At 67.6% G+C, this 24,127-nt stretch carries 23 protein-coding genes; 8 read left to right on the top strand and 15 right to left on the bottom strand.

Annotated features, from left to right (window positions below):
• Window positions 1-38: 38 nt before the first annotated feature.
• The 4 genes from ACG0Z3_RS02985 to ACG0Z3_RS02970 are packed head-to-tail and all read right to left on the bottom strand — an operon-like array spanning window position 39 to window position 3,590.
• On the bottom strand, window positions 39-761 hold the full coding sequence (locus ACG0Z3_RS02985; RefSeq protein WP_394395137.1) for an ABC transporter ATP-binding protein: 723 nt from the start codon (window positions 759-761) through the stop codon (window positions 39-41).
• Window positions 762-769: 8 nt separating this feature from the next.
• Window positions 770-1,555 (bottom strand): ABC transporter ATP-binding protein, encoded by a 786-nt coding sequence (locus tag ACG0Z3_RS02980; RefSeq protein WP_394395135.1) that lies wholly within the window; start codon window positions 1,553-1,555, stop codon window positions 770-772.
• Window positions 1,556-1,572: 17 nt separating this feature from the next.
• On the bottom strand, window positions 1,573-2,655 hold the full coding sequence (locus ACG0Z3_RS02975) for a branched-chain amino acid ABC transporter permease (RefSeq protein ID WP_394395133.1): 1,083 nt from the start codon (window positions 2,653-2,655) through the stop codon (window positions 1,573-1,575).
• Between the two features lie 11 nt (window positions 2,656-2,666).
• A complete protein-coding gene (locus ACG0Z3_RS02970) occupies window positions 2,667-3,590 on the bottom strand; it encodes a branched-chain amino acid ABC transporter permease (RefSeq protein ID WP_394395131.1) in 924 nt (307 codons plus the stop codon).
• A gap of 289 nt (window positions 3,591-3,879) precedes the next feature.
• Here ACG0Z3_RS02970 and ACG0Z3_RS02965 point away from each other — a divergent pair, with 289 nt between their 5' ends.
• Together ACG0Z3_RS02965 and ACG0Z3_RS02960 are read left to right on the top strand one after the other, a co-directional pair.
• The gene (locus tag ACG0Z3_RS02965; RefSeq protein WP_394395128.1) at window positions 3,880-5,709 is read left to right on the top strand and encodes a sensor histidine kinase; all 1,830 of its coding nucleotides are present in this window, start codon (window positions 3,880-3,882) and stop codon (window positions 5,707-5,709) included.
• Window positions 5,702-7,042, top strand: a complete 1,341-nt coding sequence (locus tag ACG0Z3_RS02960) for a sigma-54-dependent transcriptional regulator (protein WP_394395127.1) — start codon at window positions 5,702-5,704, stop codon at window positions 7,040-7,042. Before ACG0Z3_RS02965 ends, ACG0Z3_RS02960 begins: the two co-directional genes overlap by 8 nt.
• A 211-nt stretch (window positions 7,043-7,253) precedes the next feature.
• On the opposite strand, the gene ACG0Z3_RS02955 is transcribed toward ACG0Z3_RS02960, so the two are convergent.
• From ACG0Z3_RS02955 to ACG0Z3_RS02935, 5 genes are all read right to left on the bottom strand, one after another.
• Window positions 7,254-8,180, bottom strand: a complete 927-nt coding sequence (locus ACG0Z3_RS02955; RefSeq protein WP_394395125.1) for an amino acid ABC transporter substrate-binding protein — start codon at window positions 8,178-8,180, stop codon at window positions 7,254-7,256.
• Window positions 8,177-9,454: a replication-associated recombination protein A gene (locus ACG0Z3_RS02950; protein ID WP_394395370.1), complete on the bottom strand. Its 1,278-nt coding sequence runs from the start codon at window positions 9,452-9,454 to the stop codon at window positions 8,177-8,179. The genes ACG0Z3_RS02955 and ACG0Z3_RS02950 overlap by 4 nt, the downstream gene beginning before the upstream one ends.
• 84 nt (window positions 9,455-9,538) lie before the next feature.
• Window positions 9,539-10,144, bottom strand: coding sequence for an outer membrane lipoprotein periplasmic chaperone LolA (gene lolA / locus ACG0Z3_RS02945; RefSeq protein WP_394395123.1), 606 nt, complete (start codon window positions 10,142-10,144; stop codon window positions 9,539-9,541).
• Window positions 10,141-12,534 carry a DNA translocase FtsK gene (locus tag ACG0Z3_RS02940; RefSeq protein WP_394395121.1) on the bottom strand — a complete coding sequence of 798 codons (2,394 nt, stop codon included), beginning with the start codon at window positions 12,532-12,534 and terminating at the stop codon, window positions 10,141-10,143. The genes lolA and ACG0Z3_RS02940 overlap by 4 nt, the downstream gene beginning before the upstream one ends.
• A gap of 16 nt (window positions 12,535-12,550) precedes the next feature.
• Window positions 12,551-13,219: a Crp/Fnr family transcriptional regulator gene (locus ACG0Z3_RS02935; RefSeq protein WP_268166209.1), complete on the bottom strand. Its 669-nt coding sequence runs from the start codon at window positions 13,217-13,219 to the stop codon at window positions 12,551-12,553.
• A 161-nt stretch (window positions 13,220-13,380) separates the two neighbouring features.
• On the opposite strand from ACG0Z3_RS02935, the gene trxB reads away from it, so the two are divergent.
• From trxB to rpmG, 3 genes are all read left to right on the top strand, one after another.
• Complete coding sequence (trxB, locus tag ACG0Z3_RS02930) at window positions 13,381-14,340, top strand: thioredoxin-disulfide reductase (RefSeq protein ID WP_394395118.1); 960 nt, start codon at window positions 13,381-13,383, stop codon at window positions 14,338-14,340.
• Between the two features lie 363 nt (window positions 14,341-14,703).
• Entirely contained in the window at window positions 14,704-14,937 is a 234-nt protein-coding gene (gene rpmB / locus ACG0Z3_RS02925; protein ID WP_268153841.1) for a 50S ribosomal protein L28, read from the top strand.
• A gap of 37 nt (window positions 14,938-14,974) precedes the next feature.
• The gene (gene rpmG, locus ACG0Z3_RS02920) at window positions 14,975-15,145 is read left to right on the top strand and encodes a 50S ribosomal protein L33 (protein ID WP_025564431.1); all 171 of its coding nucleotides are present in this window, start codon (window positions 14,975-14,977) and stop codon (window positions 15,143-15,145) included.
• Window positions 15,146-15,236: 91 nt separating this feature from the next.
• Here rpmG and ACG0Z3_RS02915 read toward each other — a convergent pair whose 3' ends face one another.
• The 4 genes from ACG0Z3_RS02915 to purN form a co-directional block, all read right to left on the bottom strand.
• Window positions 15,237-15,728: a DUF3016 domain-containing protein gene (locus tag ACG0Z3_RS02915; protein WP_394395117.1), complete on the bottom strand. Its 492-nt coding sequence runs from the start codon at window positions 15,726-15,728 to the stop codon at window positions 15,237-15,239.
• 100 nt (window positions 15,729-15,828) lie between these two features.
• Window positions 15,829-17,040, bottom strand: coding sequence for a DesA family fatty acid desaturase (locus ACG0Z3_RS02910; RefSeq protein ID WP_394395115.1), 1,212 nt, complete (start codon window positions 17,038-17,040; stop codon window positions 15,829-15,831).
• A gap of 130 nt (window positions 17,041-17,170) precedes the next feature.
• Window positions 17,171-18,433 (bottom strand): RsmB/NOP family class I SAM-dependent RNA methyltransferase, encoded by a 1,263-nt coding sequence (locus tag ACG0Z3_RS02905; protein ID WP_394395113.1) that lies wholly within the window; start codon window positions 18,431-18,433, stop codon window positions 17,171-17,173.
• A gap of 27 nt (window positions 18,434-18,460) precedes the next feature.
• Window positions 18,461-19,093 (bottom strand): phosphoribosylglycinamide formyltransferase, encoded by a 633-nt coding sequence (purN, locus tag ACG0Z3_RS02900; RefSeq protein WP_394395112.1) that lies wholly within the window; start codon window positions 19,091-19,093, stop codon window positions 18,461-18,463.
• 86 nt (window positions 19,094-19,179) lie between these two features.
• On the opposite strand from purN, the gene trpS reads away from it, so the two are divergent.
• The 3 genes from trpS to ACG0Z3_RS02885 are packed head-to-tail and all read left to right on the top strand — an operon-like array spanning window position 19,180 to window position 21,940.
• Window positions 19,180-20,166: a tryptophan--tRNA ligase gene (trpS, locus tag ACG0Z3_RS02895; protein WP_419964726.1), complete on the top strand. Its 987-nt coding sequence runs from the start codon at window positions 19,180-19,182 to the stop codon at window positions 20,164-20,166.
• The gene (locus ACG0Z3_RS02890; protein ID WP_394395109.1) at window positions 20,163-20,573 is read left to right on the top strand and encodes a DUF3717 domain-containing protein; all 411 of its coding nucleotides are present in this window, start codon (window positions 20,163-20,165) and stop codon (window positions 20,571-20,573) included. The genes trpS and ACG0Z3_RS02890 overlap by 4 nt, the downstream gene beginning before the upstream one ends.
• Before the next feature lie 23 nt (window positions 20,574-20,596).
• Entirely contained in the window at window positions 20,597-21,940 is a 1,344-nt protein-coding gene (locus tag ACG0Z3_RS02885) for an MATE family efflux transporter (protein ID WP_394395105.1), read from the top strand.
• 54 nt (window positions 21,941-21,994) lie between these two features.
• Here the strand turns inward: ACG0Z3_RS02885 and ACG0Z3_RS02880 are convergent, their stop codons facing one another.
• Together ACG0Z3_RS02880 and ACG0Z3_RS02875 are read right to left on the bottom strand one after the other, a co-directional pair.
• Window positions 21,995-23,374, bottom strand: coding sequence for a sensor histidine kinase (locus tag ACG0Z3_RS02880; protein ID WP_394395104.1), 1,380 nt, complete (start codon window positions 23,372-23,374; stop codon window positions 21,995-21,997).
• Between the two features lie 2 nt (window positions 23,375-23,376).
• Window positions 23,377-24,093: a response regulator gene (locus ACG0Z3_RS02875; RefSeq protein WP_394395103.1), complete on the bottom strand. Its 717-nt coding sequence runs from the start codon at window positions 24,091-24,093 to the stop codon at window positions 23,377-23,379.
• Window positions 24,094-24,127: the final 34 nt, after the last annotated feature.

Genomic DNA, 24,127 nt, shown 5'->3' with positions numbered 1-24,127 from the left:
CCGGCATCGCCGGGCGTTGTTCATTGGGCGCAACGGGCCTATTCGCCCAGGTAGGCAGCGCGCACTTTCGGGTCATTGAGCAGCGCCTTGCCGTCGCCTTCCATCGTGACCTCGCCGGACTCCATCACGTAGCCGCGGTTGGCCAACTCCAGCGCGCGGCTGGCGTTCTGCTCGACCAGCAGCACCGTGACACCCTGTTGGTGGATGTCGTTCACGACCTCGAAGATCTTGTCCACCATGATGGGCGACAGGCCCATGGACGGCTCGTCCAGCAGCAGCACCTTGGGGCGGGCCATCAGCGCACGGCCCATGGCCAGCATCTGCTGCTCGCCGCCGGACATCGTGCCGGCCAGCTGCTTGGCGCGTTCCTTCAGACGCGGGAACAGCGTGAAGACCTTGTCCATGTCGGACTCGATCTCGCCGTCGTTGCGGTTGTAGGCACCCATCTGCAGGTTCTCGACGATGGTCATGCGCGTGAAGGTGCCGCGGCCCTCGGGCACCATCACCAGACCCTGCTTGGCCAGGTCCCAGGCGCCCTTGCCTTTGATGGACTGACCGAGGTAGGTCACGTCGCCGGCCGCCACAGGCTGCAGGCCGGTCACAGCCTTCAGCGTCGTCGTCTTGCCGGCGCCGTTGGCGCCGATCAGCGACACCAGTTCGCCCTCGCGCACCTCGAAGTTGACGCCCTTGACGGCCTGGATGCCGCCGTAGGCCACCTTCAGGCCGCTGACCTTGAGCAGGGTTTGCTTTGCTTCTGCCATGTGCGTGCTCAGTGTGTTTTATGGCCGGCGCCGAGGTAAGCCTCGATCACCTTCTCGTTGCTCTGCACCTCGGCCGGCGTACCTTCGGCGATCTGCTTGCCATAGTCCAGCACGGTCACGCGGTCGCACAGGCCCATGACCAGCTTCACGTCGTGCTCGATGAGCAGGATGGTGCGGCCGTCCTTGCGGATGCGGTCGATCAGCTCGCGCAGCACGACCTTCTCGGTCGCGTTCATGCCGGCGGCGGGCTCGTCTAGCGCGATCAGTTGCGGGTCGGTCGCCAGCGCGCGGGCGATCTCCAGGCGGCGCTGGTCGCCGTAGCTCAGCGTGCGGGCCTTGAACTCAGCGTACTGACCGATGCCGACGTAATTCAGCAGCTCCTGCGCGCGCGCCTTGATGGCGGCCTCCTCAGCCTTGAAGGCCGGCGTGCGCAGCACTGCGCCCAGCAGGCCGGACTTGGTACGCACATGGCGGCCCACCATGACGTTCTCGAGCGCCGTCATGTCGGCGAAAAGCCGGATGTTCTGGAAAGTGCGCGCGATGCCGGCGCGAGCCACCTGGTGCACGGCCTGCGGCTTGTAGGGCGTTCCACCCAGCGAGAAGCTGCCACCATCGGGTGTGTACAGGCCGGTGATGACGTTGAAGAAGGTGGTCTTGCCGGCGCCGTTGGGGCCGATGAGGCCGTAGACCTGGCCGCGCTGGATCTGGATGCCGACGTCGGACAGGGCTTGCACGCCGCCGAAGCGCTTGGACGCGCCGCTGACGTTGAGGACGATGTTGTCTTGGGTGCTCATGGTGCTTGCGGCCCTTCTCACTTCACGGGGGTGGGCGCGGCCTTGCCGTGCTCCGGCGCCGGCCACAGGCCACGCGGGCGCACCAGCATGATGATGATCATGGCCAGCGCCACCAGCAGCTGGCGCAGGATGGCGGCGTCGATGCGGCCGTCGGTCATGGCCTGGATGTCGCCGGCCACGTAGCGCAGCACTTCGGGCAGCGCCGCCAGCATCAGTGCGCCGAGGATGACGCCAGGGATGTGGCCGATGCCACCCAGCACCACCATCGCGACGATCATCACCGACTCCTGGAGGCTGAAGGACTCGGGCGACACGAAGCCCTGGAAGCTCGCGAACATCGCACCCGCCACGCCGCCAAAGGTGGCACCCATTCCGAAGGCCAGCAGCTTCATGTTGCGGGTGTTGATACCCATGGCCTTGGCGGCGATCTCGTCCTCACGGATGGCCATCCACGCGCGGCCGATGCGCGATTGCTCCAGGCGGTAGCAGATGATGACGCTGATGACCACCAGCGCCAGGAACAGGTAGTAGTACAGCGTCACCGACGGCAGCGTGTAGCCGGCCACCTCCAGCGGCTTGCCCAGGTCCACGCCAAACAGCTGGAAGGAGTCGATCTGGCCGATGCCGCGCGGACCGTTGGTCACGTTGACCGGGTGCTCCAGGTTGTTCAGGAACACGCGGATGATTTCGCCGAAGCCCAGTGTGACGATGGCAAGGTAGTCGCCGCGCAGCTTCAGCGTCGGTGCACCGAGCAGCACACCGAACAGCGCCGCGACGCCGGCCGCCAGCGGGATGACGATCCACAGCGGCGAGTGCAGCCCGTTGGGAAACGCAGCCTGGAAGGCCTCAAAGTTCTCGCTGAGATGCGGGCTGGCCATCAGCGCGAACATGTAGGAGCCGACCGCATAGAAGGCCACATAGCCCAGGTCCAACAGGCCGGCGTAGCCGACGACGATGTTCAGGCCCAGCGCCAGCAGCACGTACAGCAGGGCCAGGTCGATGATGCGCACTGGGCCGTTGCCCAGCTGCTGCGCGAACAGCGGCACGACCAGCAGGCCGATAGCGGCAGCGAGAAAGGTGACGAGTTTCTTGGTTTGCATGCTGTGTCTCCTCAAGCCCGGTCGGCCACGCGCTCGCCCAGCAGGCCGGAGGGGCGCAGCGTCAGCACGAGGATGAGGGCCACGAAGGCGAAGATGTCGGCGTAGTGGCTGCCCAGCACGCCGCCAGTCAGGTCACCCAGGTAGCCCGCGCCGATGGACTCGATCAGGCCCAGCACCACGCCGCCGACCACTGCCCCGGCGAGGTTGCCGATGCCGCCCAGCACGGCCGCCGTGAAGGCCTTCAGGCCGGGCATGAAGCCCATGGTGTGCTGCACCGTGCCGTAGTTGGCCGCCCACATCAGGCCGGCCACGGCCGCGAGCGCGGCGCCGATGACGAAGGTGGTGGAGATGATGAAGTCCGGCTTCACGCCCATCAGACCGGCCACGCGCGGGTTCTCGGCGGTGGCACGCATCGCGCGGCCCAGCTTGGTGTAATTCACCAGGTACATCAGCGCCGCCAGGATGCAGACCGTCAGCCCCAGGATCAGGCATTGCGTGACGGTGATCACCGGGCCGCCCAAGTCGAAGGGCTCGGTGGGCAGCAGCAGCGGGAAGGGCTTGGGGTTGGGCTTCCAGATGATCATGGCCAGCACCTGCAGCAGCAGCGACATGCCCATGGCCGTGATCAGCGGCGCCAGGCGCGGCGCGTTACGCAGCGGCCGGTAGGCGATCTTCTCGACCGCGTAGTTCAGCACCGCGCAGACGACCGTGGCCACCGCCAGGCCGATGAGCATCAGCGCCCAGCCCGGCAGGCCGGAGTCGGCCAGCACGGTGACGACAGTCCACGCGATCATGGCGCCGACCATCAGGATCTCGCCGTGCGCGAAGTTGATGAGATTGATGATGCCGTAGACCATCGTGTAGCCGAGCGCGACAAGGGCATACATGCTCCCGAGCACCAGGCCGTTGATGATCTGTTGAATCAGAGTCTCCATGAGGGCTCCCGAAATTTGTTGGGCGCAGCATGCGCCACGCGACACAGGGTGGATCGCAACCCCCGTGCCAATCGACGGATTTCAAGGGTATTCACCGACGATCTACCCGGGCTGGCCGTTTGATCCATCCCACCTGCAGCGTCAAGGTCGAATGTCACGAGTGTCGACCCGAGGTCGCGTGGGCGGAAATCCGCACAAACCGCCAAGGCGCCCGAGCGGCTTTCCGCCAGGCCACAAAAAACCGTGCCGCACGCCGCGAGACGGGCCGCAGCGTGGGCACACTAGCGGCGTGTCTGACGTCTCTCGCCTACCGCGGCTGCTGAGCCGGCCGGGCTTCCACCTCTTCCTGACCTGCGCGCTGATGGTGCTGGGCTTCGCGCTGGCGCACCGCATCAGCGAGCGCAGCGGCCGGGAGCAGCTGTCCGCCCTCAGTACGGAACGGCTGGAGCTCTACGCCACCAACCTGTCCGCCGAACTGGGCCGGCAGGCGTCTCTGCCCAGCCTGCTGGCCATCGCGCCCACGCTGCAAGCACTGATGAAGGCGCCCGGCGATGCCGAGGCTCGCCTCGCCGCCAGCCAGATGCTGGCCCGCGTGAACGTGCGTGCCGGCACGCACCAGCTCTTCGTTGCCGATGCTGAGGGCCAGGTCTTGTCTGCCAGCGAGCCGCTGACGCCGCCAGCCCGCCTGAAGGAGGCGCTGGCGCAGGGCCGCACCAACTTCTTCTCCGCCGACCCGACCACGGGCAGCAGCGACTTCTACCTGCTGCACCCGCTGCGCCAGCCGCAGCAGGCGGCGGCTGGCGTCATCGTCGTGCGCTTCAACCTCGCGCCGCTGGAGGCAACCTGGGTGGACCTGGGCCTGCGCTCGCAGAACGAACGCATCCTTGTCGCCGACGACCAGGACGTCGTCATCATGAGCTCGGTGCAGGCCTGGAAGTACACCGTGCTGGGCCACGCCGACCCCTCGCGCCGCCGCGCGCTGCAGGCCAGCGCCCGCTACCCGCAGGCCATCGGCACCGACCTGGATTTACCTGCCTCGCTTGAGGTTCACCAGGGTCAGCAGGTGAAGCTGCCGGGCGCCAAGCCCATGCTCGCGCAGCAGCGCCAGCTCGTGCCGTTGGGCTTGCGGCTGGTGGCGTTGTCCGACCTGACCGAGGTGCGCCAGCGTGCCCAGCTGGCCGCCTGGGGCGGCGCGGCCTTCGGCGCCAGCATCGGCCTGCTGCTGCTGTACCTGTCGTCGCGCCGCCGCGCACTGCGCCAGCTGACGCAGGCCCAGACCCAGCTGCAGCAGGCCCACGGTCAGCTGGAGCAGTTGGTGGACAGCCGTACGGCCGAGCTGCGCCAGGCCAACGAGGCGTTGAAATCGCAGATCGCGCAGCGCCTGCAGACCGAGGGCGAGCTGCTGCAGGCCAGCAAGCTGGCCGTGCTGGGGCAGATGTCGGCGGGGCTGTCACACGAGGTCAACCAGCCGCTGACGGCGCTGCGCGCGCTGGCGCGCAATTCCATCCGGCTGCTGGAGAACGGCAGGCGGGACGCCGTGGCCACCAACCTGCAGCTGATGGACGACATGGTGGAGCGCATGAGCCAGATCACGCGCCAGCTCAAGAGCTTTGCGCGCAAGGCCGACGAGCCGGCCGGCGGCAGCACGCCGCTGCTGGACAGCGTGCGCGCCGCGCTGCTGCTGCTGGAGCACCGCAGCCGTGCGCTCGGCGTGCAGATCGACGTCGACCTGACGGCCGGCCAGCGCGTGCGCGCAGAGGCCAACCGGCTGGAGCAGGTGCTTGTCAACTTGATGGGCAACGCGCTGGACGCGATGCAGCACGAGCCGCTGCGCCGCCTGCGCGTGCGGGCCCGGCCGCTGGACGACGGTCGGCGCGTGCTAATCCAGGTGCAGGACAGCGGCACCGGCGTCAGCGAGACCGCCCTGCCCCACCTGTTCGAGCCCTTCTTCACGACCAAGCCGGCCGGCGAAGGGCTGGGGCTTGGCCTGGTCATCTCGGCCAAGATCGTGCACGAGTTCGGCGGCACGCTGCGCGCGGTGCGGCTGGAGCGCGGCATGAGCTTCGAGTTCGACCTGGCCGTCGACACCCCCAGTACCACGGAGACAGCAGATGTTTGAGGGCTACAAGGTCGTGTTCGTCGAGGACGACCTGCCGGTGCGGGTCAGCCTGACGCAGACGCTGGAACTGGAAGGCCTGGCCGTGCAGCCCTGCCGCAGCGCCGAGGAGGCCCTGCCCCACCTGCAGCCCGGCGCGCCGGTCATCCTCATCACTGACGTGCGCCTGCCCGGCATGGACGGCCGCGCGCTGCTAGCGCATGTGCAGGCGACCGACGCCAGCATCCCAGTGATCCTCATCACCGCGCACGGCGACGTCAGCATGGCCGTGCAGGCCATGCGGGCCGGCGCCTACGACTTCATCGAAAAGCCCTTCGCCCCCGAACGGCTGGTGGACGTCGCCCGCCGCGCGCTGGACCTGCGCACGCTGCGCCACTCGGCCGACGAGCTGCGCGAGCAGCTGCAGCGGGCCAACGGCATCCAGGCGGCACTGCTGGGCCAGTCGCCCGCCATGCAGCAGCTGCGCCGGCAGGTCATGAACCTGGCCGGTACATCGGCCGACGTGCTCATCGTCGGCGAGACCGGCACCGGCAAGGAGCTGGTGGCGCGCTGCCTGCACGACCAGAGCCCGCGCCGCGACCGCCACTTCGTCGCCATCAACTGCGGAGGCCTGCCCGAGGCGCTGTTCGAAAGCGAGCTGTTCGGCCACGAACCCGGCTCCTTCACGAGCGCGGCCAAGCGGCGCATCGGCAAGATCGAGCATGCCAACGGCGGTACGCTGCTGCTCGACGAGATCGAGACCATGCCCATCGCGCTGCAGATCAAGCTGCTGCGCGTGCTGCAGGAGCGCCGCATCGAACGCCTGGGCTCCAACGACGAGGTGCCGGTCAATGTGCGCTTCGTCGCCGCCAGCAAGGGCGACCTGCGCGAGCACGCGCAGCGTGGCGAGTTCCGCAACGACCTCTACTACCGCCTCAACATCGCGACACTGAACCTGCCGCCGCTGCGCGAGCGCCGCGAGGACATCCCGCTGCTGTTCGAGCACTTCGTGGCCCAAGCCTGCGCCCGCTACGAGCGCGGCTCGCCCGAGCTGACACCCGAGAAGCTGCGTGAGCTGATGGCGCACGACTGGCCCGGCAATGTGCGTGAGATCCGCAACGCGGCCGACCGCTTCGTGCTGGCCCTGGACGACCTGGACCCGCAGGCCGCGCTACAGGCCGTGCCGTCCCTGAACCTGGCGCGACAGATGGATCTCGTCGAGAAAACGCTGATCGAGCAGGCGCTGCGCCGCTGCGGCGGCAAAGTGCCTGCCGCGATGGAGCTGCTGGGCACGCCGCGCAAGACGCTCTACGACAAGCTGAACCGGCACGGGATCGTGCTGGATGACTTTCGCTAGAGTCAGTCCATGAAGTTTCGGCCTGAGAATCGACGCAATCCGTTCGACAACTGGCTGCTCAACCTGTGTGCTCACGCCGCCGCACAGGGTGGCATGTGCCTCGCCATCTACTGGTCCGTGATGGAAGGTTCATAGATGCCGTTGGCCGTCGCCTTCGCCGTATTGATCGGCGTCGAAGGCCCGTGGCTCTACTACCTACTCCGCTGCAGACTCAGCGGTAGCGCTCCGGGTCCGGCGAGTCCGTCAGGTTCGCGATGACGCGGCGGAAAGCCGCACTCATGGGCAGCTTGAGGTTCAGGCCCTGAGACGGCAGCGGCTGCTCGAACCAGCGGCGGTAGATGGCATGGATCTCGCCGCTGCGATACAGCCCCGCCAGCACCTCGTCCACCAGCGCCTTGAACTGCGGATCGCCGCGGCGCAGACCGATGGCATAGGGCTCCACCGTCAAGGCGGTGTCGGAGATGCGGTAGTCGTCCGCGCCCGGCCCCTGCTGCGCCAGCAGTGCGCGCAGCAGCACGTCGTCCATCAGGAACGCGGCCGCGCGCCCGCTGCGCAGCAGCTGGAAGCCCTCGGGATCGTCCAGACCGCCGAGGATGCGGATGCCCAAGGCCTGCTGTTCGTTGACCTTGGCCAGGTGCTGGATGCTGGTCGTCCCCACCGTGGACGCGACCGCCTGGCCGCGCAGGTCGGCCAGGCCTTGCACGCGCCCGGCGGCGCGCGTCATCAGCCGCGTCTCGGCGACGAAGATGGTCAGCGAGAAGGCCTGCTGGCGCGCGCGCTCGGCCGTGTGCGTCGTGATGCCGCATTCCAGGTCCAGCGTGCCGTTGATGACCAGCGGCATGCGCGTGGCCGACGCCACTTCCACGCGGCGCACCTCTAGGTCGGGCAGCTGCAGCTTCTGGCGCACGGCGGCCACGATGCGCTCGCACAGCTCCACCGTGTAGCCGGTGGGGCGCAGTTGCGCGTCGAGATAGGAGAACGGCAGCGAGGCCGGCCGGTAGCCGATGACGAGCACGCCGGTGTCGCGCACCCGGCTCAGCGTGGGACCGTCACCCGCCGGGGCAGCCTGGGCCGTCGCGGCCATCAGCATCAGCGCCGCACCGGCCAGGCGCCGCAGAGCGCGCGCCCAGCCCGTCATGGCGTGCCGCCGGCTTCGTCGTCGAGGCGGCGCAGAAAGGCCAGTTTCTCGGCGATCTTGACCTCCAGCCCACGCGGCACGGGCTGGTACCAGTCGGGCTCGGCCATGCCGTCGGGCAGGTAGGTCTCGCCGGCCGCGTAGGCATGGGGCTCGTCGTGCGCGTAGCGGTAGGCGTGGCCGTAGCCCAGCTCCTTCATCAGCCGCGTCGGCGCGTTGCGCAGGTGCACCGGCACCTCGCGGCTGCCGTCCTGCTTCACGAAGGCCCGGGCCGCGTTGTAGGCGTTGTAGCCGGCGTTGCTCTTGGGCGCACAGGCCAGGTACAGCACCGCCTGCGCCAGCGCCAGCTCGCCCTCGGGGCTGCCCAGGCGTTCGAAGGTGGCCGCTGCGTCGTTGGCGATCTGCAGCGCGCGCGGGTCGGCCAGGCCGATGTCCTCCCACGCCATGCGCACAATGCGGCGCGACAGGTAGCGCGCGTCAGCGCCGCCGTCCAGCATGCGGCACAGCCAGTACAGCGCGCCATCGGGGCTGGAGCCGCGCACAGACTTGTGCAGCGCGGAGATCTGGTCGTAGAAGTTGTCGCCGCCCTTGTCGAAGCGACGCACGTTCAGGCTCAGCGAGCGCGTGATGAAAGCCGCGTCCACGGCAGCGATGCCGGCGGCGAGCGCCGCCGTGTGGCATTGCTCCAGCAGGTGCAGCAACCGGCGCGCATCGCCATCGGCATAGCCGACCAGCGTGGTGAGCGCGGCCTCGTCCAGCGTCATCGGCTGCAGCGCCTCACCGAGCGCGCGCGCGGCCAGCTGGCGCAGCTCGTCCTCGCTGAGACTCTTCAGCACGTAGACCTGAGCCCGCGACAGCAGCGCCGAGTTCACCTCGAACGACGGGTTCTCCGTGGTCGCACCGATGAAGGTGAACAGGCCCGACTCCACATGCGGCAGCAGCGCGTCCTGCTGCGCCTTGTTGAAGCGGTGGATCTCGTCGACGAACAGGATGGTGCGCTTGCGTTGCCCGGCGTATTGCTGCGCGCGCTCGACCGCCTCGCGAATGTCCTTCACGCCGGACAGCACGGCCGACAGCGCGATGAACTCGCAGCCGAAGGCGCTGGCAGTCAGTCGAGCCAGCGTCGTCTTGCCGACGCCGGGCGGACCCCAGAAGATCATGGAGTGCGGCTTGCCGGACTTGAACGCCAGCTGCAGCGGCTTGCCGTCGCCCAGCAGGTGGCTCTGGCCGATGACCTGACCCAGCTCGCGCGGCCGCAACAGCTCGGGCAGCGGCATGACCGGCGGCGACGCGCCACCGGCGGCGGCAGGTGACGGGGGCGACGCTTCGTCGTCGTCGAACAGCGAGCCGCTCACAGTTGCTTATTGCTCGATCAGGTCGGCACCAGCCGGCAGTTTGAACTGGAAGCGCTCGGCCGCGATGGACACATTGGCCTGCACGGCGCTGAAGTCCAGCCGCGAACGCTGACCGAAGCCGTCGACGATTTCCATCGCCGCCAGTTCCTTGCCCTTGAAGCCCAGCTTCAGCGACTGGATGGTGGACTCGGCCTGCTTCGGGCTGGCCTGCACCCAGTCCAGCCCGCCCTCGGACGGCGCAGCCTTCAGCGCGAAGTCGCGCTCGACGTTGCTGCCGGCCAGCAGCGCCGCGGGCGTGGCGCCCAGCGCGTCGGCCAGCTTGCGGGAGCTGGCCTGGTTGAGGTCAGCATCGAAGATCCAGACTTTCTGGCCGTCGGCCACGATGACCTGCTCGAAGGGCTTGGCGTAGGCAAAGCGGAACTGGTTGGGGCGCTGGAACTCGAAGCTGCCGGACGACAGCTTCTTGCGCTTGCCGTCCGGCGACGTGACCGTCTGCGTGAAGTTGGCCTTGCCGCTCTTCACATCACGGGCGAAATCGCGCAGCGCGTCGACGGCGTCGGCATGGGCGACGCCGCTCACCAGCAGCGTCAGGGCGATGAGGGACTGCTTCATTCGTCTCGCTTCGGAACAATCAATTCACGGCTGCCGTTGGACGCCAGCGCGCCGACGAGGCCGGAGTTCTCCATCTGCTCCAGCAGCCGCGCGGCGCGGTTGTAGCCTATGCGCAGATGGCGCTGCACCAGCGAAATGGACGCCTTGCGATGCTGTAGGACGATGGCGACGGCCTGGTCGTACATGGGGTCTTGCTCACCGCTGGACTCGCCCGGCGCGGGCGCCTCGCCGTCGACGCCGTCGAGCACGCCGCCTTCGAGGATGCCTTCGATGTAGTTAGGCTCACCTTGCGACTTGATGTACTCCACAACGCGGTGGACCTCGTCGTCGCTGACAAAGGCGCCATGTACGCGGATGGGCAGGCCGGTGCCCGAGGGCATGTAGAGCATGTCGCCCATGCCCAGCAGCGCCTCGGCGCCCATCTGGTCAAGGATGGTGCGGCTGTCGATCTTGGAGCTGACCTGGAAGGACAGGCGCGTCGGGATGTTGGCCTTGATGAGGCCGGTGATGACGTCCACCGACGGCCGCTGCGTGGCCAGGATCAGGTGGATGCCGGCCGCGCGCGCCTTCTGCGCCAGGCGGGCGATCAGCTCCTCGATCTTCTTGCCGACGACCATCATCAGATCGGCCAGTTCGTCGATGACGACGACGATGAACGGCAGGCGCTCCAGCGGCTCGGGGTCGTCGTTGTTCAGCGCGAACGGGTTGGGGATGCTGATGCCGTTGGCCTTGGCCTCGTCGATCTTCTTGTTGTAGCCGGCCAGGTTGCGCACGCCCATTTTGGACATGAGCTTGTAGCGCCGCTCCATCTCGCCGACACACCAGTTCAGCGCGTTGCCGGCCTGCTTCATGTCAGTCACGACGGGCGCCAGCAGGTGCGGGATGCCCTCGTAGACGCTCATCTCCAGCATCTTGGGGTCGATCAGGATCAGCCGCACATCGCGGGCCTCCGCCTTGTAGAGCAGGCTGAGGATCATCGCGTTGATGCCCACCGACTTGCCCGAGCCCGTAGTGCCCGCCACGAGGCAATGCGGCATCTTGGCGAGGTCGGCAACGACCGGCAGGCCGATGATGTCCTTGCCCAGGCCCATGGTCAGCTGCGAGGCGGCGTCAGCATAGACCTGCGAGCCGAGGATCTCGGACAGGCGGATGGTCTGGCGCCTCGCGTTGGGCAGCTCCAGCGCCATGTAGTTCTTGCCCGGAATCGTCTCGACAACGCGGATGGACACCAGGCTCAAGGAGCGGGCCAGGTCCTTGGCGAGATTGACGACCTGCGAGCCCTTAACGCCCGTGGCCGGCTCGATCTCGTAGCGCGTGATGACCGGGCCGGGCGACGCGGCAACGACGTGCACCTCGACGCCGAAGTCGCGCAGCTTTTTCTCGATGAGGCGGCTGGTCATCTCCAGAGACTCGGGCGTCACCGTCTCCTGGCGGCCCGGCGCAGCGTCCAGCAGATCGACCTGCGGCAGCTTGGCATCGCCCACGTCGGAGAACAGCGTCTGCTGACGCTCCTTGGCGACGCGGGTGGACTGCGGCACCTCGACGATGGGCGTCTCGATCAGCAGGGGCACGTCAGGCTCGATGCCGAGGTCGCGCTCCAGCTGGCGCTCAGCCTCGCGCTCGACCTCGACCTCCTGCTCACGCTCCTTGACGGCCTGTTCGCCCGCGCGCTGATCAGCCTTGATCTCGCGCTTCTCGATGTGCTGTTCGCGCAACTGTTCAAGGCGCTCGCCGATGCGCTCGGCCAGGTGGCCCCACGAGAACCGGAAGGCCCAGGCCATGCCGCTCAGCAGCAGCACGATCCAGACGACACCCGAGCCGGCGAAGCCCAGCAGCTTCATGCCCAGCGGCCCCAACGCGTAGCCGATCAGGCCACCGGCGTGCCCAGGCAGCCGGGACTCCACGGCGTAAAGCCGGCTCCACTCCAGCGCGCAGCTGGCTCCCACCAGCAGCAGCACACCGACCCACCAGCCCAGGCGTTCACGCCAGTGCGGCGGCGGCGGGGCGTCGTGCCGCAGCAAACCGGCCAAGCTGCGCAACCAGCCACGCGCTGCCAGCACCGGCAACCACCAGGCCGAGAAACCGAAGACGAACAGCAGCCCGTCCGACAGCCAGGCACCCAGGCTGCCCATCCGATTGGCAGCCACGGCCTGTTGGCCGCTGGTACTGAAAGCCGGGTCGCGCAGGTCGTGCGTGGCCAGCGCCAGCACCAGCAGCGCCAGCACCAGCGCGGTCAGCGCCAGCCACACCGGCGTGCGTAGCAGGCGCTGCGCGGCCGAGGGCTGCGCGGGCGCCGGCCGAGCGGGCTGGCGGCGGGTCGGTTTGGCGGGCGCAGCGGGTTCGCTGGTGGCAGCGTCGCCACCCAGCAGGGAACCGAGGGGAAAGCTCATGCCGCCATTGTCACGCTCAATCGTGGGTCAGTCGTTCCTTGATGACCACCGAACCGTTCTCAAGCGTTTCGATGACGCCGCGCTCCTCCAGGTCCTTCATGACGCGGCTGACCATCTCACGCGACGCGCCGACGACCTTGGCCATGTCCTGGCGCGAGACCTTGCCGCGGATGATCTTGATGCCCTTCTCGTCCTCGGCCATGTCCAGCAGCGTACGCGCGACGCGGCCGTACACATCCAACAGCGCCAGCGACTCGATCTGCCGGTCGGCATTGCGCAGACGCGCGACGAGCCCGCGCAGGATGCCGTAGGACAGGCTGCTGCTTTCCGGCAGGCAGCGCGCGAACTCCATGCGGCCGAGCACCAGCATGTCGGTCTGCACCTCGGCGCGCACAGTGGCCGAGTGAGGCTCGTTGTCGATGAGGCTCATCTCGCCGACGTAGTCGCCCGACTGCAGCACGGCCAGGATGACCTCGCGGCCACGCTGGTCAGCCGTCAGCACGCGCGCCCGGCCATTCAGCAGGATGAACAGCGCATTCGACTTTGTGCCCTGCTCAACGATCAGTTCGCCGCGCTTGAAGCGGCGCTTGACGACGCTGTCAGCGATCGACTGGGCCTGGTCGGTCGTCAGCATCGAGAACAGTGGGACCCGACGGATCAGGTCCAGGTTGGAAATCATCGCCATATGCAATCTCCAGGTTTGAGGCCCAGGCGCGCGCCACAAATGACGCCTGCCTAAAATGGCGTGCATTGTGCACACGCGGCAGGCTTCGCCGCTCCGGGTTAGGCCGGGGTTAGCCCCCAGAAGCCCTTGACAGACGCCTCGCCACCCTCACTTCCCCTGACATGACCGCCACCACCCAACACCACGGCCTGCTCATCCTCGGCTCCGGCCCCGCCGGCTACACGGCCGCAATCTACGCCGCGCGCGCCAACCTCAAGCCCACGCTGCTGACCGGCATGGCTCAGGGCGGTCAACTCATGACCACCACTGAGGTCGACAACTGGCCTGCCGACGTGATGGGAGTGCAGGGGCCTGAGCTGATGCAGCGCTTCCAGGAGCACGCCGAGCGCTTCAACACGCAGATCGTGTTCGACCACATCAACAAGGTCGACTTCTCCAAGCGCCCGTTCACGCTGTTCGGCGACAGCGGCACCTACACCTGCGACGCGCTCATCATCGCCACTGGCGCCTCGGCCAAGTACCTGGGTCTGGAATCGGAGTCCGCCTTCATGGGCCGCGGCGTCAGCGCCTGTGCGACCTGCGACGGCTTCTTTTACCGCGGGCAGGAAGTCTGCGTCGTCGGCGGCGGCAACACGGCCGTCGAGGAGGCGCTGTACCTGTCCAACATCGCCAATGTCGTGCACCTGATCCACCGCCGCGACAAGTTCCGCGCCGAGCCCATCCTGGTCGACAAGCTGATGGAGAAGGCCGCCGCCGGCAAGATCGTGCTGCACCTGCACCAGCAGCTGGACGAAGTGCTGGGCGACGCCTCCGGCGTGACCGGCGTGCGCACGCTCAACGTGAAGGACGGCGCCAAGGTCGACATTCCCGTGCATGGCTGCTTCATCGCCATCGGCCACCAGCCCAACACCGAGATCTTCCAGGGCCAGTTGGAGATGAAGGACGGCTACATCGTCACGAAGAGCGGCCTGAACGGCTTCGCGACGATGACCAGCGTGCCCGGCGTGTTTGCCGCCGGTGACGTGCAGGACCACATCTACCGCCAAGCCATCACCAGCGCCGGCACGGGCTGCATGGCCGCGCTGGACGCGCAGCGTTTCCTGGAACAGGAACAGGGCTGAGAGGTTGAGAGGTTGAGAGGTTGAGAGGCTGAGAGGTTGAGAGGCTGAGAGGTTGAGAGGTTGAGAGGTTGAGAGGTTGAGAGGTTGAGAGGTTGAGAGGTTGAGAGTCTTTCACCCATGCCCGCCTTGCGCGCCAAAGCGCCTTTCTGGCATGGCCGAAAAACTCTCAACCTCTAAGCCACCCGCCCGGCAAAAACCTTCCAGGCTCGCGGGTTTTCCGCTATACTCGCGGGCTTGCCTGCTGGATGGATCGCGTTCGAGCCTTGAAGCACTTCAAGGTTTGGATTTAGCAGGCATTTGCGGTCAAAGGGTTGCTGAGGATGTTCCTCGGCGACTGGTCAAACGTCAGAGTGGAGAAGCGTCATGGCACGCGTCTGTCAAGTCACGGGCAAGAAGCCCATGGTCGGGAACAATGTTTCCCATGCCAACAACAAAACCAAGCGCCGGTTCCTGCCGAACCTGCAGTACCGCCGTTTCTTCGTGGAATCGGAAAACCGCTGGGTGCGCCTGCGCATTTCGAACGCCGCTCTGCGTCTGATCGACAAGGTCGGTATCGACCAGGTCGTCGCCGACCTGCGTGCCAAGGGCGAGCTGTAAAGCGCGCCGTTCACTGACCTACTGAAGGAACACGACCATGGCATCCAAAGGCGGCCGCGAAAAGATCAAGCTGGAGTCCACTGCGGGCACCGGCCACTTTTACACGACGAACAAGAACAAGAAGACCACGCCCGAAAAGCTCGAATTCATGAAGTTCGACCCCAAGGCGCGCAAGCACGTCCTGTACAAGGAAATCAAGCTGAAGTGATGCAACGGGCGGCTTGACCGCCCTGCATTCCCGGCAAGAAAAACCCGCCAAGCGGCAACGCTGGCGGGTTTTTTCATTGAGGGCGGCGGTTTCAGCGTGCGGCGGCCACCGACTTCGCAGCGCCAAACTCCGCCTCGAACCAACGATCCATCATGCGCTTCTCGTGGCGCAGTCGGTCACTGCTGAAGTAACCATTGAAGCCATCCTGGTAGTTCATGTCGCGCAGCAATGCCTTGCCCTGCCTGACCACCTTGCCCTCCTCGCGCACCTCGTAGCTCAGCGAGATCGACGGCAAGGTCACCGTGCGCATCACGCGCACCCAGTTGGACACGCGAGGGAACGGCTCGACATGGCCAGCAAGGTCCACGTCCGTCACGTCGAAGCGGACATCACGCCCGGGCAGATACTTCTGCGCCTGCGCCAGCAGATGCTTCTCGATGTCCTTGAGCACATCCTCGTCCCGGAAACCGTTGTTGTCCTTGATGTCGACAAAGGTCTCCGGCTTGACGAAGCTGACCTGCACATCCGCCTGCGCAGCAGCGCCGCAGGCCAGCAGGCCCATGGCAATCCAGCGGTACTTCATGCAATGCCTCCAGAAAATTGACGCCATGGTGCGAGTCTAGGCCAGACCAACAAAAAGGGCGCCTCATCGAGGCGCCCTTTTACGCAAGCGAAAACCTGTATCAGGCGTGGGCGGCACGCAGGCGCATCGAGAAGGCCTGCAGTTCCGCGATGCCGCTTTCCTCGGCGCGACGGCACCATGCCTGCAAATCGGCCACCAACTGCTCGGCAGAGACATTGGTCCGAGTCCACAGCTGGCGCAACTCCTCACGCATCGTGACCAGCTTGTCGATCACCGGGCTGGCCGCACGGGCATCAGCCAGTTGGCCATGCACGCCCGCAGGAATGCGCTCGACATCGCGATGCAGCCAACGCTTGGCCAGCTTGAACTGGGCAAAGCGCTCGGAGTGCTTGCCGCCGTCGGCCTTGATCTTGTCCAGTTCGGCGGCGCACACCGCCTTCAGATCGCGCGCATAGCTCGCCATCACCTCGTAGCGGTTGGCAATCAGCGCCTCCAGCGTGCGGGCATCGGCCGGCTTGACCTCACCCAGGCTCAGCTTGGGCGCCGTCTTGCGCACCTTGGCCCAACCAATCATTTCCATCGCACGGATGTAACCCCAACCGATGTCGAATTCGTACTTCTTGACCGAGAACTTGGCCGACGTCGGGTACGTGTGATGGTTGTTGTGCAGTTCCTCGCCGCCGATCAAGATGCCCCAGGGAGACACATTGGTCGAGGCGTCCGGCGCCTCGAAGTTGCGATAGCCCCAATAGTGCCCGATGCCATTGATGACACCCGTTGCCCAGACCGGGATCCAGGCCATCTGGATGGCCCAGACGGTGGCGCCAATGGCACCGAACATCAGCAGGTCGAGAATCAACATCAGCGCAACGCCCTGCCAGGAGAAGCGGGTGTACAGGTTGCGTTCGATCCAGTCATCGGGCGTCCCGGTGCCGTACTTGCGCATCGTCTCCATATTCTTGGATTCCGCGCGATACAACTCGACGCCGGTCAACAGCAGGGCCTTGAGGCCGCGGGTCTGCGGGCTGTGCGGGTCCTCTTCGGTCTCGCACTTGGCGTGGTGCTTGCGATGGATGGCAACAAACTCCTTCGTCACCATGCCCGTGGTCATCCACAACCAGAAACGGAAGAAGTGCGACGGGATCGGCCCCAGCTCCAGCGCGCGGTGCGACTGTGCACGATGCAGGAAGATCGTGACCGAACAGATGGTGATGTGCGTCACTACCAGCGTAAAGACGACGATCTGCCAGGCGCTGGCATTGAGCAGACCATCGCTCAACCAGTTCACCATGACGTTCAGGATTTCGTTCATGCGTCCGAGACCTCACCCTAACAGGGCATTCAAAAGAGTGGCAATTGTAGAGGAGTGCCTCCAAAAACAGGGGGAGGCAGGCACCGTATTCGAGCGTAGCCGTGCAGTGCCGTGCGGTCTTTGACAGGGATCAAGCCGTCCGCTCCCAAGCGGCAGCAAAAAAGCCGTCGGTGGCGTTGCGGTGCGGCCAGAGCCTCAGCGCCCCGTTTTCGACAAACTCACCCGACCGCTCAACCTGCGCCTTGCTCAGTGCTTCGGCCGCATCCAACGGCACGAAATCGGGGGACGCAGCGGCGAACTCTGCGGCGATGACCTCGTTCTCCGCGTCCAACAGGCTGCAGGTCGCATAGACCAAGCGGCCGCCCGGCTTCACCAGGCGCGCGGCGCTAGCCAGGATGGCGCGCTGTTTGGCCTGCAGCTCGGTCACGGCCTGCGGCGACTGGCGCCACTTCAGGTCGGGGTTGCGGCGCAGCGTGCCCAGGCCCGAGCACGGCGCGTCCACCAGCACGCGGTCGATCTTGCCAGCCAGGCGCTTGATGCGGTCATCGCGCTCGTGGGCGATCTGCGCCGGGTAGACGTTGGACAGTCCGCTGCGCGCCAGCCGGGGCTTGAGCGCGTCCAGCCGATGGCCGGAGACGTCGAAAGCGTACAGCCGGCCGGTGTTGCGCATCGCCGCGCCGAGGGCCAGTGTCTTGCCGCCGGCGCCGGCGCAGAAGTCCACCACCATCTCTCCGCGCTTGGGCGCCAGCAGCAGCGCCAACAACTGGCTGCCCTCGTCCTGCACCTCGACGCCGCCGCTGGTGAACAGCGCCAGCTTGTTGATAGCCGGCTTGCCGTCGATGCGCAGACCGAGCGGCGAGTAAGGCGTGGGCACCGCGTCGATGCCGGCGGCCGCAAGCTCGGCCTGGGCGTCCTCGCGCTTGAGCTTGAGCGTGTTGACGCGCAAGTCCAGCGGCGCTGGCTCGTTCAGGGCGGCCGCGAGCCGCCAGAACTCTTCCTCGCCGAGGCGCTCGCGCAACGGCTCGGCCAGCCAGTCCGGCAGGTTGTGGCGCAGGCGCGGTGCCAGGCTCTCCACCGAGATGGCCTGGACCTGCGTCAGCCACTGCTGCTCCATCGGGCTGAGCGCTGCACGCAAAAAGCTGTCGCTGCCGCGCCAGGCCAGCATGGCCAGCCGGCGCGGCATGGGCCCGCTCCCGCTCTGGGCCAGGTTCTGGAACTTGACCCGCTCGCGCAGCAGCGCGTAGACGGTCTCGGCAAGGCTGGCACGCTCGCGCTGGCCGAGGTTCTTATGTTGTCTGAAGAAGGCCGAGACCGTGGAGTCGGCGGGCGCGTCGAGCTTGTTGACGACGGCGATCAGCTCGGCGCAGAGCTCGAGCAAGGCGTTGGGATGCATCGCGGCATTATCCCAAGCCTGCGCTGGCTACCCCAACAGCAGGTGCTGCCTGGCGCCGTCGCGGTGGTGAACGCGCTCGCCGTCCCACACCAGCGCACCCTCCACGAACCATCGCACCGACTGCGGGTAGATGAGGTGCTCGGCCGTCAGCACCCGGGCCGACAGCGCCTTGGCGTCGTCACCCGGCAGCACCGGTACGGCGGCCTGCATGACGATGGCGCCGTGGTCCAGCTCGGCGGTGACGAAATGCACCGTAACGCCGGCGATCTTGCAGCCCATCTCGATGGCGCGCTCGTGCGTGTGCAGCCCCGTGAAGGCCGGCAGCAGCGACGGGTGGATGTTGAGCATGCGGCGCGCGTAGCAGGCCGTGAAGCCCGGCGTCAGGATGCGCATGAAGCCGGCCAGCACGACGAGGTCGGGCGAGAAGCCGTCGATGACGCGGGCCAGCTCGGCGTCGAAATCCTCGCGGCTGGCGTAGGACTTGTGGTCCACCACCGCTGTGGCGATGCCGTGCGCGGCCGCGAACTGCAGGCCGCCGGCGTCGGGCCGGTTGCTGATGACGGCGGCCACCTCGGCCGGCCAGCCTTCGGCCGCGCAGGCCTTCACGATGGCCTCCATGTTGGAGCCCCGTCCCGAAATCAGAATCACCAATCGCTTCATGGAACAGAAGTGTAGGTGGCGCACCCCTGCCGTTCGGCAGGGCAACCCGGGTGAACGACAATCCGCAGTCCATGTCGACACCCGTCATCACCCGCCCGCGCGTCCTGTCGGGCATGCGCCCAACCGGCGCACTCCATCTCGGCCATTTCCACGGCGCACTCAAGAACTGGGTGCAGCTGCAGGACACACACGACTGCTTCTTCTTTGTCGCCGATTGGCATGCGCTGACTACACAGCGCCCCAGCGGCGAGACGCTGGCCCGCCATGCCTACGACATGGTCACCGACTGGCTGGCCGCAGGCATCGACCCCGAGCGCTGCACGCTGTTCCTGCAAAGCCGCATGCCGGAGCACGCCGAGCTGTTCACGCTGCTGGCCATGTGCACGCCGTCCAGTTGGCTGGCACGCATGCCCAGCTACAAAGACCAAGTGGCCGCCAACCCTGAGCTCGCAACTTACGGCTTCCTCGGCTACCCACTGCTGCAGGCAGCCGACATCCTGCTCTACAAGCCGGCCGGCGTGCCGGTGGGCGAGGATCAGGCGGCACACGTCGAAGTGACCCGCGAGGTCGCGCGGCGCTTCAACCGGCTCTATGCCGAGGGCGCGCCGGTGTTTGCCGAGCCGCAGGCGCTGCTGACCGAGACCGCCCGCGTGCCGGGGCTGGACGGCCAGAAGATGAGCAAGAGCCTGGACAACGCGATCGCGATGCGCGATGAGCCCGAGGTCACGGCGAACAAGATCCGCACCATGCCCACCGACCCGCAACGCGTACGCCGCTCCGATGCCGGCGACCCGGCTCGCTGCCCCGTCTGGTCGCTGCACCAGATCTACACCGACGACACCACGCGCGCCGCCTGTGAAGCCGGCTGCCGCACGGCGACACAGGGCTGCCTGGACTGCAAGCAGCCGCTGATCGAGGCCATCCAGCGCGAGCAGGCGCCCTGGCGCGAGCGCGCCGCAGCGCTGGACCCACAGCAGGTCAAGTGGACGCTGGAGCTGGGCACCGAGCGCGCCCGCGCCGTGGCGCGCAAGACGCTGCGCGAGGTGCGTGGCGTGATGGGGCTGGTCACTTGAACACCGAGAAAGTGCATGTCACCGACCTCGAGGCCGCCATCAACTGGTGGCGCGAGCAATCGCCCTCCATCGACGGCATCAGCGCCGCCCCCGAGGTGTGCGCGCTCGCCGAGGCCTACGCTCTGCTGGCCTGGATGCGCACGACCGAGATCGACGTCGACGCGCTAAGCGACCAGGCGTTGGGCGCCTGGCTTGGCTGGTACGAAACCACGCCCGACTCGCCCTGCATCGCTATCTGCTCCACCGCCCAGGGCGACCCGCTCTGCAAGGGCTGCGGCCGCACCTTTGACGAGGTACAGCACTGGCCGGCGCTGGGGCCGTTCGAGAAGCGCCTGGTCTGGCAGCGCATCACGCAGGAAGGCACGGCCTGGCGCTTCAACCGCTATGCCGAACGGGTGCTGAAGTGACGCAGGCCGAGCGCCTGGCCGGCATGAGCAGAATCCGGTTCGTCGACTCCGTCCAGCGCCTCGTCCCACAGGCCTGGCCCGTGCTTGTGGGTCAGCTCGCCGTGATGATGTTCAGCACGGTGGACACGCTGATGATGGGCCGCGTGGGCCCGCAGGATCTGGCCGCGCTGGCCGTGGGCTCGGCGGCCTACGTGACCATCTTCGTGGGCCTGATGGGCATCGTGCTTGCCGTCGGGCCCATCGCCGGCCGGCAGTACGGCGGTGACGACCTGCCCGGCGCTGGCCAGAGCTTCGTGCAGTCGCAGTGGCTGGCCGTGCTGCTTTGCGTGCCCGGCTGCCTGCTGCTGTGGTTCCCCGACCCCTTCATCGCGCTGGCCCATCTGGACGCCACCCAGGCCGACAAGGTACGCGCCTACACCCGCCCCGAGGCCTTTGCGCTGCCGGCGGGCCTGCTGTTCACGGCCTTTCGCGGCTTCTCCACGGCAATCAGCCGGCCCAAGGCCGTCATGGCCATGCAGCTCACAGGGCTAGCGGCCAAGGTGCCGCTGAACGCTGTGCTGGTGTTCGGCTGGGGCCCCATCCCGGCGATGGGCGTGGGCGGCTGCGGCTGGGCCACGGCCATTGCGATGACGGCGCAGGCGCTGGTGGCGCTGGTGCTGCTGCGCCGCGACGCCTTCTACCGCCCTTTCCGCGTGCCCATGCTGTGGCACACGCGGCCCGACTGGCAGGCCCTGACGGGGCTGGTGCGGCTGGGCCTGCCCATGGGCGGATCCATCCTCGTGGAGGTGACCGGCTTCACCTTCATGGCCTTCTTCATCGCCCGCCTGGGCGCCACGCCGGTGGCCGGGCACCAGATCGCCGTCAACCTCGTCGCCATGATGTTCATGACGGCGCTGGCCCTGGCCACGGCCGCTGGCACGCTGGTAGCCCAGCACCTGGGCGCCGGCCAGAAGCGCGAGGCCCGCATCGTCGGCAGGCACGCAATGGCGCTGGCCGCGCTGGTGGCGGCCGGCCTGGGTGCCGTCATTGCGCTGGCGCGCGCTCCCATCGTCGCGCTCTACACCGACAACCCCGAGGCAGCCGCCGCCGCGCTGCCGCTGCTGGTGTGGGTGTGGTTTTTCCACCTGGGCGACGCACTGCAGACCGTGGCCGCCTACGTGCTGCGCGCCTATCAGGTGGCCACGCTGCCCATGGTCATCTACGTCATCGCGCTGTGGGGCCTGGGCATTGGCGGCGGCTATGTCGTCGCGTTCGGCGCGGACGGTAACGGCGCGGTGGGCTTTTGGCAGGCGGCCACTGCAGGCCTGCTCGCGGCGGCGCTGCTGCTCAGCCTGCTACTCAAGCGCGTCTTCAACGAGAACCGCTGACGATGTGAGCCTCTCGCACGGGGGGCGGCGATGCCTGATGGCGATTGAGCCGGGTCAGTGCTTCGTGGCCGGCAGGAAGATGACGAAGCGGCTGCCGCCGCCGTCGCGCGCCAGGCAGCGCGCGCTGCCGCCATGCCGCTCGGCGATCTGCTTGACCAGGCTCAGCCCCAGGCCCACGCCGCCCGCCATTTCGGCATGGCCGGGCAGGCGGTAGAAGGGCTCGAAGATGCGCTCGCGCAGTTCCGCCGGCACGCCGGGGCCGCGGTCGGCGACGACGATCTCGTAGCCGCCGGCCACCGGCCGCAGGCCGAGCTGCACGTCAGGGCCGCCATAGCGGCGCGCGTTCTCCAACAGGTTGCGCAGCGCGCGGCGCAGCAGGCGCTCCTGGCCGTCCACGCGCGCCGCATCCGTCTCGGGCTCGAAGGCCACCTCGGTGCGCGCAGCCTCCTCAGCCGCCAGTGCCAGCAGATCCACCGGCTGGCTGTCGCCGAGGGCGCTGCCAGCCTCCAGCCGGCTGGCCAGCAGCACTTCCTCGACGAGCGCATCCAACTCGGCGATGTTGACGTCGATCTCCTGCGCCAGTCGCTGCCGCTGGGCGGGCGCCGCGTCGTCCAGCATCGCGAACGCCATCTTCAGCCGCGCAAGCGGCGAGCGCAGCTCATGGCTGGCGTTGGCCAGCAGGGTCTGGTGGGAGCGCAGCAGCGTCTCGATGCGTGCGGCCGCCTGGTTGAAGCTAGCGGCCAGGGCGGCCACCTCATCGCGGCCACTGTCGTCCACGCGGTGATGCAGCTGGCCGGCGCCGAACTGCTCGACGCCGCCCTTGAGCGCCTCCAGCCGGCGTGTCAGGCGGCGCACCACCGGGTAGGCCCCCGCCGCCACGCCGATGAAGAGCAGCAGCAGCACCACGGCCAGGGTCGACAGCTGCGTGCTGCCGGGCGCCCCGGCGCGCGCCGTCCAGGGCGCATTCCACAGACCTTCGTCCGGCCGTGCCCCGCGCCCGCCCGCCCCGGGCCCGGGGCCACCCGGCCCGCCTGGACCGCCCGACGCCACGGGCGGTCGCACGGTGCGCACCATGTCCAGCGTACGGCCGTCACCGAGGCTGGCGCGGATGATGACCGCGCCGGGGTCGTCCACGCGGCGATGAAACGCGCCGGTGGCCGCAATGCGGCCGCGCTCGTCCTCCAGAGCCAACGGCATGCGCAGGCGCCCGGACCATTCCATGAACGCCGCCGCCTGCTCTCGGCGCGCTGCCGTGGCCGGCGGCAAAGCCAGGCGCAGCAACTCGGCGATCGCATTCAGCCGCTCGCTGGCCGCTATTTCGACATTGCCGCGCTCCTGCTCGATGTGGCGCTGGAACAGCCAGGCCGAACCGAACGCGAACGCCAGCAGCAGCGCCACCAGCGTCAAGTAGATGCGGAGGTAGAGGGACTTCAAGATCAGGCGGCGTCGCCGTCAGCGTCCTGCTTGCGCGCGAACACATAACCCGCACCGCGCACGGTCAGTACGCGGCGCGGCGTCTTGGGGTCGTCCTCGATGACGGCGCGGATGCGCGAGATGTGCACGTCGATGGAGCGGTCGAAGGCCTCCAGCGGATGGCCCTTGAGCGCGTCCATGATCTGGTCGCGGCTCAGCACGCGCCCCGGGCTTTGCGCCAGCACGACCAGCAGGTCGAACTGGTGGCTGGTAAGGTCGCAGATCTTGCCGTCCAGTCGCGCCACGCGGGCCGCGAGGTCGATGTCCAGACGGCCGAACCGCAGCACCTCGTCGCCGTCCAGCTTGGGCTCCAGCCGGCGCAGCAAGGCCTTGATGCGGGCCTGCAGTTCGCGCGGCTCGAAGGGCTTGGCGAGGTAGTCGTCGGCGCCCAGCTCCAGGCCCAGGATGCGGTCCATGGGTTCGCCACGTGCCGACAGCATTAGTACCGGCTGGTGGCGCCAGCGCGCGTCGCCGCGCAGCCAGCGGCAGAAGTCCAGGCCGTCGCCGTCGGGCAGCATGATGTCCAGCACCAGCAGGTCGAAGCGGCTTTGCGTCAGCGACTCACGCGCCTGGGCCAGATTGCCCGCGGTGCCGACCTCGAAGCCGGCCGCACGGAGGTAGTCGCCCACCATGCCGGTCAGGCGGGCGTCGTCATCGATCAGCAGCAGTCGGGCAGTCATCGGCAGGTTCTGCGAGGGAATGAAAGGCCGGCGC

The organism is Pelomonas margarita (assembly GCF_043555875.1).
Lineage (GTDB): Bacteria > Pseudomonadota > Gammaproteobacteria > Burkholderiales > Burkholderiaceae_C > Pelomonas > Pelomonas margarita.
This window is presented reverse-complemented; position numbering and strand designations above follow the sequence as displayed.